General features: G+C 70.8%; 16 protein-coding genes. 5 read left to right on the top strand and 11 right to left on the bottom strand.

Going from position 1 to position 13,982, the window contains the following annotated elements:
* The first annotated feature begins 1 nt into the window (after nucleotide 1).
* From ACP15J_RS06910 to ACP15J_RS06900, 3 genes are read left to right on the top strand one after another with little or no spacing between them, the layout of a single operon-like run.
* A complete protein-coding gene (locus ACP15J_RS06910) occupies nucleotides 2-979 on the top strand; it encodes a branched-chain amino acid ABC transporter permease (RefSeq protein ID WP_424936277.1) in 978 nt (325 codons plus the stop codon).
* A complete protein-coding gene (locus ACP15J_RS06905; RefSeq protein WP_424936276.1) occupies nucleotides 969-1,991 on the top strand; it encodes an ABC transporter ATP-binding protein in 1,023 nt (340 codons plus the stop codon). Before ACP15J_RS06910 ends, ACP15J_RS06905 begins: the two co-directional genes overlap by 11 nt.
* Nucleotides 1,988-2,758 carry an ABC transporter ATP-binding protein gene (locus ACP15J_RS06900; RefSeq protein ID WP_424936275.1) on the top strand — a complete coding sequence of 257 codons (771 nt, stop codon included), beginning with the start codon at nucleotides 1,988-1,990 and terminating at the stop codon, nucleotides 2,756-2,758. The genes ACP15J_RS06905 and ACP15J_RS06900 overlap by 4 nt, the downstream gene beginning before the upstream one ends.
* Nucleotides 2,759-2,783: 25 nt before the next feature.
* Here ACP15J_RS06900 and ACP15J_RS06895 read toward each other — a convergent pair whose 3' ends face one another.
* The 4 genes from ACP15J_RS06895 to groES all read right to left on the bottom strand — a co-directional run bounded on the left by ACP15J_RS06895 (nucleotide 2,784) and on the right by groES (nucleotide 6,631).
* A complete protein-coding gene (locus tag ACP15J_RS06895; RefSeq protein ID WP_424936274.1) occupies nucleotides 2,784-3,704 on the bottom strand; it encodes a DnaJ domain-containing protein in 921 nt (306 codons plus the stop codon).
* A 146-nt stretch (nucleotides 3,705-3,850) separates the two neighbouring features.
* On the bottom strand, nucleotides 3,851-5,113 hold the full coding sequence (locus ACP15J_RS06890; RefSeq protein WP_424936273.1) for an ABC transporter substrate-binding protein: 1,263 nt from the start codon (nucleotides 5,111-5,113) through the stop codon (nucleotides 3,851-3,853).
* A gap of 122 nt (nucleotides 5,114-5,235) precedes the next feature.
* Nucleotides 5,236-6,162 (bottom strand): EamA family transporter RarD, encoded by a 927-nt coding sequence (gene rarD / locus ACP15J_RS06885; RefSeq protein WP_424936272.1) that lies wholly within the window; start codon nucleotides 6,160-6,162, stop codon nucleotides 5,236-5,238.
* Between the two features lie 172 nt (nucleotides 6,163-6,334).
* Entirely contained in the window at nucleotides 6,335-6,631 is a 297-nt protein-coding gene (gene groES / locus ACP15J_RS06880) for a co-chaperone GroES (RefSeq protein ID WP_039394204.1), read from the bottom strand.
* 143 nt (nucleotides 6,632-6,774) lie between these two features.
* Here groES and ACP15J_RS06875 point away from each other — a divergent pair, with 143 nt between their 5' ends.
* Complete coding sequence (locus tag ACP15J_RS06875) at nucleotides 6,775-7,962, top strand: THUMP-like domain-containing protein (protein WP_424980900.1); 1,188 nt, start codon at nucleotides 6,775-6,777, stop codon at nucleotides 7,960-7,962.
* Nucleotides 7,963-8,091: 129 nt separating this feature from the next.
* On the opposite strand, the gene ACP15J_RS06870 is transcribed toward ACP15J_RS06875, so the two are convergent.
* The 7 genes from ACP15J_RS06870 to ACP15J_RS06840 form a co-directional block, all read right to left on the bottom strand.
* Nucleotides 8,092-8,490 carry a hypothetical protein gene (locus tag ACP15J_RS06870; protein WP_424936271.1) on the bottom strand — a complete coding sequence of 133 codons (399 nt, stop codon included), beginning with the start codon at nucleotides 8,488-8,490 and terminating at the stop codon, nucleotides 8,092-8,094.
* Nucleotides 8,487-9,575 (bottom strand): tRNA (adenosine(37)-N6)-threonylcarbamoyltransferase complex transferase subunit TsaD, encoded by a 1,089-nt coding sequence (gene tsaD / locus ACP15J_RS06865; RefSeq protein ID WP_424936270.1) that lies wholly within the window; start codon nucleotides 9,573-9,575, stop codon nucleotides 8,487-8,489. Before tsaD ends, ACP15J_RS06870 begins: the two co-directional genes overlap by 4 nt.
* Nucleotides 9,572-10,045, bottom strand: coding sequence for a ribosomal protein S18-alanine N-acetyltransferase (rimI, locus tag ACP15J_RS06860; protein ID WP_424936269.1), 474 nt, complete (start codon nucleotides 10,043-10,045; stop codon nucleotides 9,572-9,574). Before rimI ends, tsaD begins: the two co-directional genes overlap by 4 nt.
* Nucleotides 10,042-10,662, bottom strand: a complete 621-nt coding sequence (tsaB, locus tag ACP15J_RS06855; RefSeq protein ID WP_424936268.1) for a tRNA (adenosine(37)-N6)-threonylcarbamoyltransferase complex dimerization subunit type 1 TsaB — start codon at nucleotides 10,660-10,662, stop codon at nucleotides 10,042-10,044. The genes rimI and tsaB overlap by 4 nt, the downstream gene beginning before the upstream one ends.
* Nucleotides 10,663-10,765: 103 nt before the next feature.
* Entirely contained in the window at nucleotides 10,766-11,266 is a 501-nt protein-coding gene (gene tsaE, locus ACP15J_RS06850) for a tRNA (adenosine(37)-N6)-threonylcarbamoyltransferase complex ATPase subunit type 1 TsaE (RefSeq protein ID WP_424936267.1), read from the bottom strand.
* Nucleotides 11,263-12,372, bottom strand: coding sequence for an alanine racemase (gene alr, locus ACP15J_RS06845; protein ID WP_424936266.1), 1,110 nt, complete (start codon nucleotides 12,370-12,372; stop codon nucleotides 11,263-11,265). The genes tsaE and alr overlap by 4 nt, the downstream gene beginning before the upstream one ends.
* Entirely contained in the window at nucleotides 12,369-12,788 is a 420-nt protein-coding gene (locus ACP15J_RS06840) for a holo-ACP synthase (RefSeq protein ID WP_424936265.1), read from the bottom strand. The genes alr and ACP15J_RS06840 overlap by 4 nt, the downstream gene beginning before the upstream one ends.
* A 260-nt stretch (nucleotides 12,789-13,048) precedes the next feature.
* Here ACP15J_RS06840 and ACP15J_RS06835 point away from each other — a divergent pair, with 260 nt between their 5' ends.
* Nucleotides 13,049-13,879, top strand: a complete 831-nt coding sequence (locus tag ACP15J_RS06835) for a DUF559 domain-containing protein (protein ID WP_424936264.1) — start codon at nucleotides 13,049-13,051, stop codon at nucleotides 13,877-13,879.
* The last annotated feature ends 103 nt before the right edge of the window (nucleotides 13,880-13,982 follow it).

Raw genomic sequence — 13,982 nt, 5'->3', positions numbered from 1 at the left:
CATGGACTTCGGAACCATCTTCGGCAACACCGCCGCCTACCTGTTCAGCCCGGTCACGATCGCCTATGCGCTGGCCGCGACAGGTCTCGCGGTGCACTTCGGCTACGCGGGCCTGCTGAACTTCGGCATGGCGGCGTTCATGGCCGTCGGCGGCTACGGCTATGCGATCTCGGTGCTGAGCTTCGGCCTCCCCTGGTGGCTGGGCATGCTCATCGGCCTTCTCGCCGGCGCCGCGTTCGCGCTCGTCCTCGGCATCCCGACGCTGCGTCTGAGGGCCGACTACCTCGCGATCGCGACGATCGCGGCCGCCGAGATCGTCCGGCTCCTCTTCCTCACCGAGCTGTTCAAGAAGTGGACGAACTCGGCCGGAGGCCTCTCCGGCTACAGCGCCGGATTCCGGGAGATCAACCCGTTCCCTCCCGGCACCTACGGCTTCGGCCCGTGGACGTACAACGAGACGGACCTGTGGAACCGCGTGTTCGGCCTGGTCATGCTGGCGATCGTCGTCGTCCTCGTCTGGGCGCTCATGCGCAGCCCCTGGGGCCGGGTGCTCAAGGGCATCCGAGAGGACGAGGACGCGGTGCGCTCGCTCGGCAAGAACGTCTTCGCCTTCAAGATGCAGGCACTGGTGCTGGGCGGGATCATCGGCGCCCTCGGCGGCATCGTCTTCGTCCTCCCCTCGGCGGTCGTCCCGGGGAGTTACTCGACGTCGCTGACCTTCTTCCTCTGGACGATCCTGCTGCTCGGCGGCGCGGCGACGGTGTTCGGCCCCACACTCGGCGCGGTGGTCTTCTGGGTGGTGTTCGCCTTCCTCGGCAACCTCATCCCGCAGCTCGCCGCCGCCGGGTACCTCCCCATGACGAGCGTGCAGGCCGAGACGGTGCGCTTCGTGCTCGTGGGCGTGGTGCTCATGCTCATCGTGATCTTCCGCCCACAGGGGATCCTCGGCGACAAGAGGGAGATGACCTTTGTCAAATGAGAACAGCGCCCCCGGGGCGCAGGCGGCTCCTCCGGAGGCGAGCAGCGTCCGCCGTCCCAAGACCACAGGGCTCGCGAAGGGTCCCGCGGCTCCAGGCGTCGCGAAGGCGGACCCGATCCTCGTCGCCGACGGCGTCACCCGACGCTTCGGGGGTCTCGCCGCGGTCGACGTCGAGCACCTCGAGATCCCGCGTGGCGCGATCACCGCACTCATCGGCCCGAACGGGGCGGGCAAGACCACCCTGTTCAATCTGCTCTGCGGCTTCGACAAGCCCAACGCCGGGTCCTGGAGGTACGACGGCAAGAACCTCGCCGGCATCCCCTCGTTCAAGGTGGCGCGGATGGGACAGGTGCGCACCTTCCAGCTCACGAAGTCGCTGTCGCTCCTCACCGTGCTGGAGAACATGAAGCTCGGGGCTCCCGGCCAGCGCGGGGAGCGGTTCTGGACGAGCCTGCTCCCCTTCCTCTGGCGCGGACAGGATCGTGAGATCGAGCAGAGGGCGCGCGAGCTGCTCGTGCGCTTCAAGCTCGACGCGAAGGAGAAGGACTTCGCCGCCTCGCTCTCCGGAGGGCAGCGGAAGCTCCTCGAGATGGCACGGGCGCTGATGAGCGACCCCAGTCTGGTGATGCTGGACGAGCCGATGGCGGGCGTGAACCCCGCGCTGACGCAGTCGCTGCTCGACCACATCCTCGACCTCAAGGATCGCGGGATGACCGTGCTCTTCGTCGAGCACGACATGCACATGGTCCGGCACATCGCGGACTGGGTGGTCGTGATGGCCGAAGGTCGTGTGGTGGCCGAGGGCCCGCCGGAGACCGTGATGGACGACCCCGCGGTGGTCGACGCCTACCTCGGCGCGCATCAGGACGTGGACCTCGGTGCCGTCACCGGCCGGATCACCGTGCTCGACCCGGCCGAGGCGACGGCGACCCGCACCGTGATCGAGGCCGAGGTCGCGCAGGAGATCGCCGCGGAGGACGCCGGAGACGACATCGAGGAGGACCGCACATGACCGACGCGCCGCAGGCCGGTACCGCGCACGACCGCGCGGACGACGTGGTGGTGGAGCTGAAGGACGTCCACGCCGGCTACCTCCCTGGGGTCAACATCCTGAACGGGGCGAGCCTCATCGCCCGGCAGGGCGAGCTGATCGGCATCATCGGGCCCAATGGTGCGGGGAAGTCGACGCTTCTGAAGTCGATCTTCGGGATGGTCAACGTTCGCGAGGGAGAGATCACCGTGAAGGGCGAGAGCATCGTCGGGCTCAAGGCGGACAAGCTCGTCGCCCGTGGTGTGGCCTTCGTCCCTCAGACCAACAACGTGTTCCCCTCGCTGACGATCGCCGAGAACCTCCAGATGGGGCTCTACCAGCGGCCGAAGGCGTACGCCGAGCGGCTGGAGTTCGTCACCGGCATCTTCGCGGAGCTCGGCAAGCGCCTGAACCAGCGCGCGGGCTCGCTCTCCGGCGGCGAACGGCAGATGGTCGCCATGTCGCGAGCGCTGATGATGGATCCTTCGGTGCTCCTGCTCGACGAGCCGTCCGCGGGCCTCTCGCCCGTTCGCCAGGACGACGCCTTCATCCGGGTGTCCGACATCAACAAGGCCGGCGTGACGACGATCATGGTCGAGCAGAACGCCCGCCGCTGCCTGCAGATCTGCGACCGCGGCTACGTCCTCGACCAGGGCCGCGACGCCTATGAGGGGACGGGCCGCGACCTGCTGAACGACCCCAAGGTCATCGGCCTCTACCTCGGCACGCTCGGCCAGGACGCCGCCTAGCCGCGCCCTGCGGAGGGCGACGCGGCTAGGCGAAGCGGATGGCCTGCTGCAGGCGGGTCCTCATGTCGAACAGCTCGTTGCCTCCGACGGGTCGTCCTCCTGGCACACCGCCGCGGAGCATGGTCGCGAGAGCGCTGCGGCGGGTCACGACGATGGGCACTCCGCGGACCGTGCCGAGCGACACGGCCGCCTGGGCGAGCGCGTCGTCCGGGACCGCCACGACACCGCCGCCGAAGCGCACCCGCGTCGTCCGTGCCACAGCCCGCAGGCCGGTCAGAAGCACGGTCACGGGCGCTCGTGGCCCGACGTCCGGTCCGATGATCTCCCCGCCGCGGAAGCGGGCGATCCCGCCGAGGTCGAGCGAGCTCACCCCGTAGGCGCCGGTGGGGCCGAGCACGATGTGATCGAGCTTGTGTCCCTCCTCGCCGGCGTCGGACGGGCCCGTGGCGACGTCGTGCCATATCGTGAAGCCCATCCCGAGATCCGACACCGTGCGCGCCGTCTCCTCCTCGGCAAGGGCGTCGGCGAGCAGCCGGCGAAGCTCCTTGGGGACCTGTCGCACGAACGCGGGATCATACGGATCAGAGACCTCCGCGCCCGCCCACTCACGCGCCAGCGCGAGATACCTCCGCCGATGCCATCCGCCGGCGCGGCCGTACGAGGTCGCCCTGAGCCGTGACCCGGTGCGGGTCTCCGGCTCGTCCCACCCGCGCCACCGCTCCCCCGCGGCGAACCCGTGCCCGCTGTCGTAGGCGGCCCGCGCCTCGGGCGTGCCGATGAGCTCCCACGCCCGCTGCACCGCGACGAAGGAGAGGGCATCACCGCCGGTGTCGGGATGGGCGAGGCGAAGACGCAGGCGGTACGCCCGCCTGAGCTCCTCCTCCTCGGCGCCCGGGACGACACCGAGGACCTCATACGCAGACGCCGAGAGCGGGCTGTCGAACATCGGGCGCTCCTTTCGACGGCGCCTCCAGGCTAGCCGCTCGATCTTGCACCTGACACGGGCACTGCGGCAGAGACCGGGCATCCGCCCCGCGAACACAGCGGGAGGCGGCCCGGGCCTGCCCGGACCGCCTCCCGTCTCGCAGAGACCTACTTGATCCGCGTGTTGTTGTTGTCGGCGCCGTACTCGTAGACGCCGATCGCCGCACCCTTCGGGTCGTTCTTGTCGTCGAAAGTGATCTCGCCGGAGAGGCCGTCGTAGTCCGCAGTCCCGCCGTCGCCGATGATCTTCGCGCACTCGGCGAACGTGGTGCACTTCTCCCCGTCGCCGGTCCCGCCGGAGACCTCGCGCATCGTGGCCGCGATGTCCTTGCCCGTCGTCGATCCCGCCTTCAGGGCGGCGAGCGCGACGAGGATCACCGCGTCATAGGCCTCGGACGAATAGGTCACGTCGTTGATGGGCGGGTTGCCCTTCGCCGTCCAGACCTTGTTGAGCTGGTCCAGGAAGTCGTCCGGGAGCTTGGCTCCCGCGCGCGTCCCCTTCGAGCCCTCCAGCTTGACCGGCAGGCTGTCCTTGGCGTAGTTGGACAGGTTCCCGTCGACCATGTAGAGCTTGCCGGTGTTGATGCCCGCGTTGCCCAGGAGCGGCGCGATCGTCTTGAACTGCTCGTAGGAGACCACGGCGACGGCATCGGGCTTGGCCGCGGCGATGGTCTGGACCTGGGCGTCGAACTGCCCGTCGCCCTGGTTGTACGAGGCCTCCGCGACGACCGTGCCGCCGGTGCTCGTGAACGTGTCCTTGATCGCCTGGTACAGCCCGGTCCCATACGGGTCGTTCTGATAGATGATGCCGAGGGTCTTGTTGCCGTCCTCCGCGATCTGGTTGCCCAGGACCTCGCCCTGGAGCAGGTCGCTCGGCGCGGTGCGGAAGTACATCGGGTTGATCCCGGTGAAGTCCGGCGAGGTGTTGGAGGGCGAGATCGTGAGGATGCCGCTGCCGACGTTGCCGTCGAGGATGAGCTTGCTCACGCTCGACGAGGCGGCGCCCACGACGGCCGAGACACCCTCGCTCTGCAGCTTGGTGATCGAGGTCTCGTACGCCTTGTTGTCGAGATCGCCCTCGTCGGCGCTGCTGAGACCGATCGTGATCCCGGCCTTCGCGTCATTCACCTGGGAGACGGCCAGCTGCACGCCGGCCTCCATCGGCGCGCCCAGGAACGCGAGCGTTCCGGTGGACGGGAGAAGAGAGCCCAGTTTCAGGGTCAGGTCGGCCGCGGGCTTGCCTCCTCCCGACGTCTCGGACGGCGTCGTCCCGGGGTTTCCGCTGCAGCCGGCGATCACCAGTGCGGATGCGCTGACGAGCGCGATCCCGGTGAGCGCCTTGGCCACTCGCGAAGCCTTGAGTGCGTTCATGATGCTCCTTTGCGTGGCTGAACGTGGCCGTGCTTCTTCGGACGGCCACACTCGGTGCATCAACAGTAGTTCGCGGCGACAGAGGTTCCGGGTTTCGTTTGTCTCGGTGCGCTAACGATCCCTCACACGGGTTCGATGATCTCTTCCGCACGTCCCCGGCGCGTGGCGATCCCGAGGTCCAGGAGGAAGACCGCGATCGCGACCCACACGATCGCGAACCCGACCCAGCGTTCGAACGGCATGTCCTCACCGCGGAGCACCACCCCGACGACGAACTGCATGACAGGGGTGATGAACTGGATCATCCCGACGAGGGCGAGGGCGATGCGACGGGTTCCCGCGGCGAAGAGCAGCAGCGGCACCGCGGTCGCCACCCCCGCGAAGGCGAGGAGCACGGTGTGCAAAGGCCCGGAGGAGCCGAACGTGATCCCCCCGTCCGCGGCGACGAGAACCAGCTGCAGAACGGCGATCGGGACGAGCCAGAGAGACTCCAGCGTCAGCCCGCTCACGGCGTCGACAGCGGGGCCGATCTGCTTCTTGACCAGCCCGTAGACGCCGAAGGAGGCGGTGAGCGAGAGGGCGATCCACGGGAAGGACCCGTGCGCGAAGATGATCACCAGCACGGCCACCGCGGCGATCCCGATCGCTGCCCACTGCAGCGGCCGGAGCCGCTCGTGCAGCACGAAGACGCCGAGGAGCACCATCGCGATCGGGTTGATGAAATATCCGAGGCTCGTCTCGACGATGTTGCCCGAGAGGGTGGCCAGGATGAACACCTGCCAGTTGACGTAGATCAGCAGACCCGCGAGGGCCGTGAGGGCGAGCAGCCGCGGTTGACGGACGACGGCGCGCAATGCCGCCCATCCGCGCGTGACCGTGAGCAGGATCGCGCAGAAGACGAGCGACAGCAGGACCCGCCAGGCGACGAGCTCCCACGGTCCTGTCGGGGCGAGGAGGAGGAAGTAGAGCGGCAGGATCCCCCAGATCACGTAGGCCCCGACGGTGTAGGCGATGCCGGTGGTCTGGGTGCTGCGCGAGGGGGATGTCACCGCACAACCCTATTCCCGGGTGCGGACGCGGCGGGCAGGGCCAGACCCTGTTGGCAGGATCGCTCGCCTCTGTGGCCGGATCGCGATCGGCGGGACGCCGCGGGAGCGCGACGGAGACGACGGAAGGCCCGGTGCAGAAGCACCGGGCCTTCCGAGCGAGAGTGGGTGTCGTTCAGCGGACGACGACCGCGAGGACGTCACGGGCCGAGAGCACAAGGTACTCGTCGGCGCCGAACTTCACCTCGGTCCCGCCGTACTTGCTGTAGAGAACGCGGTCGCCGACGGCGACATCGAGCGGAACGCGGTTGCCGTTGTCGTCGATGCGGCCGGGGCCCACCGCCACGACCTCGCCCTCCTGGGGCTTCTCCTTGGCGGTGTCGGGGATGACCAGGCCACTCGCGGTGGTCTGCTCGGCCTCGACCTGCTTGATGACGATGCGGTCCTCGAGCGGCTTGATGGAAACCGACACGGTCTACCTCTTTCTTGACGGTTCAAAGACTCGTTAGCACCCTCAGCCTGAGAGTGCTAACCACAGTCTAGGCGCATGGCTGGCACTCCCGCAATGCGAGTGCCAATTCACGGCCTCGCCGCGTGCCTCCTAGGCTGGGTCCCGTGGAGATGGCCGAACTGACCGCGCTGCTCACGTCCGAGGGCCTGCGCCTGCTGGACTCCCTGGGCCCGGTCGAGACGACAGGTGCGGCCGCTGCCGCCGTCTCACGCCTCCGCGCCGCCGGGCACGGGCCCGACCTCGTCGCCGCGGTGGTCGGCCAGGCCCACCTGCGAGCCAAGGCCCGCGCCAAGTTCGGCGATTTCGCCGACCGGATGCTTTTCACCCGGGCGGGGCTCGAGCAGGCGACCCGTCTCGGCGTGGCCGCCCGGCACGCCGGCCGGATGCGGGCCGCCGGGATCGCACGTGTCGCCGACCTCGGCTGCGGGATCGGCGGAGACGCGCTCGCCTTCGCCGGCGCCGGGCTGGGCGTGACCGCGGTGGACGCCGACGAGGTCACCGCCGCGCTCGCCGCCTACAACCTCGCGCCCTTCGGGGACGACGTCGTCGTGCGCCACGGGATCGCGCAGGAGACGGACCTCTCCGCCGCCGACGCGGTGTGGCTGGACCCCGCCCGGCGCACGGCCGGGCACCGGGAGACCCGCCGTGTCTCCGCCGCCGACTACTCGCCCCCGCTGGACTGGGCCTTCGCTCTCGCAGCGAGCATGTCCGCCGGGATCAAGCTCGGCCCGGGGCACGACCGGGCCGCTCTGCCCGCCGACGCCGAGGCCCAGTGGGTGAGCGCGGACGGCAGCGTGGTCGAGCTCGTCCTGTGGTCGGGTGCGCTCGCCCGCCCCGGCGTGCGGCGCGCGGCCATGGTCGTGCGCGGCGAGGAGACTCACGAGCTCGTCGCGGCGTCGGACAGTCCCGACGCCGAGGTCCGCCCTCTTGCCGCCTACCTCCACGAGCCCGACGGCGCCGTGATCCGCGCCCGCCTCATCGGCGATCTCGCGCGGGGCATGGACGCCGGGATGCTCGACGAGAAGATCGCCTATCTCACCTCGGATGCGCCGTCGGAGAGCCCGCTCGCCGTCTCGTTCCGTGTGCGCGAGGTGCTTCCCCTGCATCCGAAGGCCATCAACGCCGTCCTCCGCGCCGCAGACGTCGGCACGGTGGAGATCAAGAAGCGGGGCGTCGACATCGACCCCTCCGCCTTCCGACGGAGGCTGACGCTGAAGGGAGCGACGGCCGCGACGCTCCTCCTCGTGCGAGCCGGCGAGAGGCGGCAGGCGATCCTCGCCGACCGCGTCTGATCCGGCCGGGCCTCAGAGCCGTCGGTTCTCGCCCTGGAGGTCCTGCAGGAGACCGCGCGGCGATCGCGGTGCCGTAGGCCGGTCCCCGAGTCCTCTCCGTCAGGGAGCGTCCGCGGAGGAGGGAGGACCTCAGGAGCCGAACAGGCCCGAACCGTATGCGGCCCACGCCAGCCAGCCCAGACTGTAGAGGCAGGAGACGAGGGCGAGCACGAGCGCCCAGAGCGACATGCCCCGGCTCTCGGCCGGGCGGCGGATCGAGAGGATCGCAGCGATCACGGCGAGGATCCCGAGCGGGATCCCCCAGCCGACGAAGAACGAGGCGACAAGAGCGACGACCGCGGCCAGGAGCGCCCATGGCGCCAGCCGCGCCTCCGGACGGGGTCGGAGCTCGCTGCCGTCGGACGGCGTCCAGGCGGCGTCCCGGACGAATGCCCCCTCGGCGACGTCAGAGCCGCTCTCGGGGCTCAGCGGCGTCGGCACGGTGGGCAGCCGGGCGAAACGCTCCGGCTGCGGGCCCTCCCCGCTCATCGTCCTGCTCCGGCCTGCACAGGCGCCGGCCCCTCATCCACCTGGATCTCCGTGACGGGGAGGGTCGAGTCCGCCCCGAAGGCGAGAGTCGAGGGCCGGCGTCCGGAGGAGATGAGCTCCGCTGCGAGGGCGGCGATCATCGCGCCGTTGTCGGTGCAGAGGCTCAGCGGAGGGATGCGCACGGTGATGCCCGCCGCCTCCGCTCTGGCGAGCGCCTGCTCCCGCAGACGCCGGTTGGCGATCACCCCTCCGCCCAGGAGCAGCCGCGGTACGCCCCGATCGGCGCAGGCGGCGATCGCCTTGGTCACCAGCACGTCCACGACGGCCTCGCGGAAGCTGGCCGCGACATCGGCGACGGGCACGGGATCGCCCGCCGCCTCGGCACGCTCGATCCACCGGGCCACCGCGGTCTTGAGGCCGGAGAAGGAGAAGTCATAACGATGGGCGGCAAGGTCGGAGGCGCGGGACAGCCCCCTCGGGAACGCGATCGCACGGGGGTCGCCGTCAGCGGCCACCCGGTCGATCTGCGGGCCGCCGGGATAGGGCAGCCCGAGGATCCGCGCGACCTTGTCGAACGCCTCGCCTGCTGCGTCGTCCACGGTCTCGCCGAGGAGCTCGACGTCGGTCGTGAGGTCGCGCACATGCAGCAGCGAGGTGTGGCCACCGCTCACGAGGAGGGCGATCGTGGGATACTCCAGCGGCGGGGCGTCGGGGTCGAGGATGTCTGCGGCGATGTGACCGACGAGGTGGTTGACCGCGTAGAGCGGCTTGTCGAGCGCGACCGCGAGGCCTTTGGCCGCTCCGATCCCGACCATGAGGGCTCCGGCGAGCCCCGGGCCGCTCGTGACCGCGATCGCATCGATGTCCGACATCTGCACCCGCGCCTCGGCGAGCGCCGCACGGATGGAGGGCTCCAGCGCCTCGAGGTGGGCGCGAGCGGCGACCTCGGGCACGACACCGCCGTACCGGGCGTGCTCGTCCATGCTGGAGGCGATCGTGTTGGACAGGAGCGTGCGCCCGCGGACGACCCCGATCCCGGTCTCGTCGCAGCTCGTCTCGATGCCGAGCACCAGCGGTCCCGTCACGCGGAGACCCCCTCCGTCTGGCGCGCGGGATCCAGCGCCACCTTCATCACGATCGCGTCCATGCCGTCGGGACGGTAGTACCGGGGCCGACGGCCGATCTCCTCGAAGCCCTCGGACGCATAGAGCGCGATCGCGGGCGCGTTGTCGGCACGGACGTCGAGGAAGACCTCCCGCGCGCCACGCTCCACGGCCACGGCGAGCAGGGCGCGCAGCATGCGCCGCCCGCGCCCCTCCCCCCGATGCGCCTCTTCGATGGCGATGGTCTGGATATCGGCGTCACGCGATCCGCGGACGGCGCGGAGGCCCGCATAGCCGACCAGCACGCCGTCCTCGTCGTCGACGACGTAGTGCCCGTGCGTGCCGGCGAGCTCAGCCGCCATCGACTGCGGACTCCATGCGTCGCCCGGGAAGGCCGCGTGCTCGAGAGCCATGATCCCCTCCAGGTCGGCGACGGTGGCTCTGCGGATCATACGCCGACCCGCTTCGGCGAGACGGGCGGACGTGCGTCCGGCGCCCGGAGGTACAAGGGCTCGGGCCCGGCGAGCTCCCGGCCGGCGGCGATCGCCCTGCGCCCCACGCGTGCGAGGGCGGCCGCGGAGAGGATCTCGGGCTCATGGCGGGGGATGCCGCTGAGTCGCGACTCGACCTCGCTGCGGGGGACGAGCACGGTCTCGACCACGGCGTGCGGGATGCCGTCGAGGTCCACGCCCTCGTACACGGTGACCGCCGCCTCTCGGCGCCGCGCGTCGGTGACGATCGCGAACGCTCCCGCCGGTCTCTCGCCCTCGATCACCGCGAGCGCCGCTCCGGCATGGCTGGGCACCCCGATCACCGGGATGCCGCGGCCCAGGGCGAACGCCCGCGCCGCGGCGATCCCGATCCGAAGACCGGTGAAGGGACCGGGCCCCATGCCGGCGACGACGTGGGTGACGGGAGGGTCCTCCGCGCCGAGCACCTCGCGAAGGAGGTCGCCGATCGCCTCGGCATGACCGAGCGTCCCCGGCCGGGCGACGTCAGCGAGTGCGTCGCCGTCCGTTCCGAGGACGGCGACGGCCGAGCCCAGGGACGTGTCGACGGCGAGAATCACCTCTCCAGGGTAGCCGCCGGGCGGCTGGACAGGCGCCCAGGGGTGCGGCGGCGCAGGGGCGCAGGCCAAACGCCCGCTCACAGGAGGGCGGGCACCACCGCGGCTAACCGGAGGCCGAGGAGAGGCGGCGGATCGTCACGATCCGCGGCGCGTCCGCGTCCAGCTCGTCGTCGGGGAGGCCGGCCTCGTCCTCTTCCGCGCCGACGGGCCGTTCGACCTCGACATCCCACCAGACCTCGGCGAGGCCCTCGGCGAGCCCCCGCCCCCACTCGACGACCACGACCGAGCGCTCGACGTCCACGTCGAGGTCATCGAGCTCCGCCGACGACCCCAGCCGGTACGCGTCCATGTGGACGAGCGGAGGGCCGTCCCCGAGCGAGGGATGGGTACGGGCGAGCACGAAGGTCGGGCTCTGCACCGGCCCGCGCACGCCGAGCCCCTCCGCGAGGCCACGGGTGAAGGTGGTCTTCCCCGCCCCGAGCGGTCCGGTGAGCACCAGGACGTCGCCCGCGACGAGGCTGCCGCCGATCGCACGGCCGAAGTCCGCCATGGCCTCGGCGGTCGGGATCTCGCGTGCGCCGAGGAGCGCCTCCGGCACGCTCACGAGACGGTCCGTCGCGGGACTCGCGGCCCGATCCGGGTCACGATCTCGTAGTTGATCGTGCCCGCGGCGTCCGCCCACTCCGTCGCCGACGGGTGCCCGAGCGTCGGATCTCCGAACAGCACCGCCTCATCGCCGACCGAGACGGCGTGATCGCCCACGTCCACGACGAACTGGTCCATGGCGATCCGGCCGGCCACGGCGAACCGCCTGCCGCCGATCATGACCGGCCCCCGCCCCGACGCCTGCCGCGGAATGCCATCGGCGTAGCCGAGCGGCACGAGCGCGAGGGTCGTCTCACGCTCGGCACGGTACGCGTAGTCGTAGGACACCCCGGTCCCGCCGGGGACGCGCCGGACGGCGGCGACCGCGGCGCGCAGGGTCATCGCGGGCCGCAGCCCGAGATCGGCCGAGCTGCGGTCCGCGAACGGCGACAGGCCGTAGAGGCCGATCCCTATCCGCACCGCGTCGAGTCGTGTCTCCGGCCGGTCGATCGCCGCCGCGGTCGCGGCGAGGTGCCGGATCTCCGGCCGCACCCCGGCCGCATCGGCCTCGGCGCACGCATGCTCGAACACGGCGAGCGCCGCGTGGTCGTCTTCCGGCGAGGCGTTGGAGAGGTGGCTGAACAGGCCGATGACCCGGATACGGCCGATCCGCTCCAGGCGTGCCGCCTCGGCGAAGACGCGTCCCCGATCCGCCGGGGTCACCCCGTTGCGGGACAGGCCCGTGTCGATCTTGAGGTGCACGCCGAGCGGGCTGTCCACCCCCGCGGCCGCTGCGGCGGCCTCCAGCTGGTCGAAGGACGAGACGGCGACCTCGATCCCCGCCTCGGCCGCGTCGTCGAAGCGGCGGTGCGGAGCGTGGAGCCACGCCATCAGCGGCCCGTTCACCCCGGCTCGTCGCAGCTCCAGCCCCTCCTCGATCGTCGCGACGCCAACACGCGCCGCGCCCCCGGCTCGGGCGGCGACGGCCACCGCCGCGGCGCCGTGTCCGTATCCGCCGGCCTTGACCACCGCGATGACCTCGGTGCCGGTCAGGCGGCGGAGGTGACGGATGTTGTCGCTGACGGCGTCGAGGTCGATCGTCGCCTCGCGGAAGGGGACGCTCATGGGGACTCCTCGGAGAGGGGGACGTCGATGGAGGGAACGGGGGCGGACGTCGCCGGGGAGACGGGAAGGCCCTCTGCCACGACGAAGGCGGTGGCGAGCCCCGCGTCGTGGCTCATCGTGAGGTGCACCTTGTCGATGCCTCGTCCGCGCACGACAGCGGCGGTCGACCCGGACAGGACGAAATGCGGACGCCCCGAGGGCTCCGAGGCGATCTCGATCTCGGTCCAGTGCACGCCGTCGGAACCGCCGAGCGCCTTGATCAACGCCTCCTTGGCCGCGTATCGGGCGGCCAGCGAAGGCATCCGCATCCCCCGCTCCGAGGGAGCGAACAAGCGCTCCATGAGCCTGGGCGTGCGCGTGATCGTGCGCTCGAACCGCGGGACGTCCACGATGTCGATACCGGTGCCGATGATCACCGTCTCAGCCTACCGGCGCCTCACCCCGTGCTCCCGGGGCCCGCCCGCCCCGCTCGCGCTGGCACGCGCCCGAGGCCCCCGGCGTGCCAACCAGCTGCATGACTGTTCGCCACATGGCGGAAGATCCCGAAAGCACCCCTCCGCCATGCGGGCAGCCCTCAGCCATCTGCGCCTCCTCCACGGAAGGACGCGAAGGCGCTCTTCTCCACCGATCCTGGGACCGGCTCAGAGGGCGATCGTCTCCCGGGACAGGATGTCGCATGCTGACCTTGCACTCGATCCTCCGATCCCGCGGAGGCGTCACCCGCGGGACCGACCTGTCTCGTATCGGATGGACGCGTGACGCCCTTTCCGCTGCCGTGCGCCGTGGAGAGGTCCACCGCGTCCGCCCCGGCGTCTTCTCCCTGCCCGACGCCGATCGCGACGTCATCGCCGCTGCTGCCCACGGCGGCGCGTTGACGTGCGCGCGGGCGCTGCGGTTCCACGAGGTGTGGACGCTCGGCACCGAACCGGAGATCCACGTCTGGATGGGGGTCGGCGGACGGGTTCACTCGCATCCCGGCTGCCGCTGCCGACCACACTTCCGACACGGCCGGATGGCATTGGGGATCGCACCGATCGAGCACGCTCTCGTGCACGCCTATTCCTGCCACGGCGACGAGTTCTTCTTCGCCGCCTTCGAGTCGGCGTGGAATCGACGGCAGCTCGGATCAGCGGCGCGTGCCCGGATCCGCGACGCCCTTCCGGTGACCGCCCGATGGCTCGTCGACCTCGCCCGCGGAGACGCGCAGAGTGGGCTCGAGTCGCTCGTGCGCCTACGGCTGCACCTGCTCGGCATCTCCGCCCGAAGCCAGGTCTGGATCGACCACGTCGGGCGGGTGGACTTCGTGATCGAGGACCGGATCGTCCTTGAGGCCGATGGACGTGAGAACCACGAACCGGCGGATCGGCGTCGTCATGATCTCCGACGAGACGCCGCGGCCTCGATGCAGGGATTCGAGACGCTCCGCTTCGACTACGCGTTGATCATCCACGATTGGCCGACCGTCGTCGCCGCGATCCTCGCCGCGCTGGCCCGCGCGAGGATGTGAGCCACGTGCATGGCCCTCGCTCATCTGGCTGAGGGTTTCCCGGCGGAGGTCTCCGCCGATCGGAGAATCCTCAGCCAGCTGTATGCCCTCCGCCACAGCTCAG

The sequence above is a fragment of the Microbacterium sp. S308A+ genome, from assembly GCF_049800815.1.
Lineage (GTDB): Bacteria > Actinomycetota > Actinomycetes > Actinomycetales > Microbacteriaceae > Microbacterium.
This window is presented reverse-complemented; position numbering and strand designations above follow the sequence as displayed.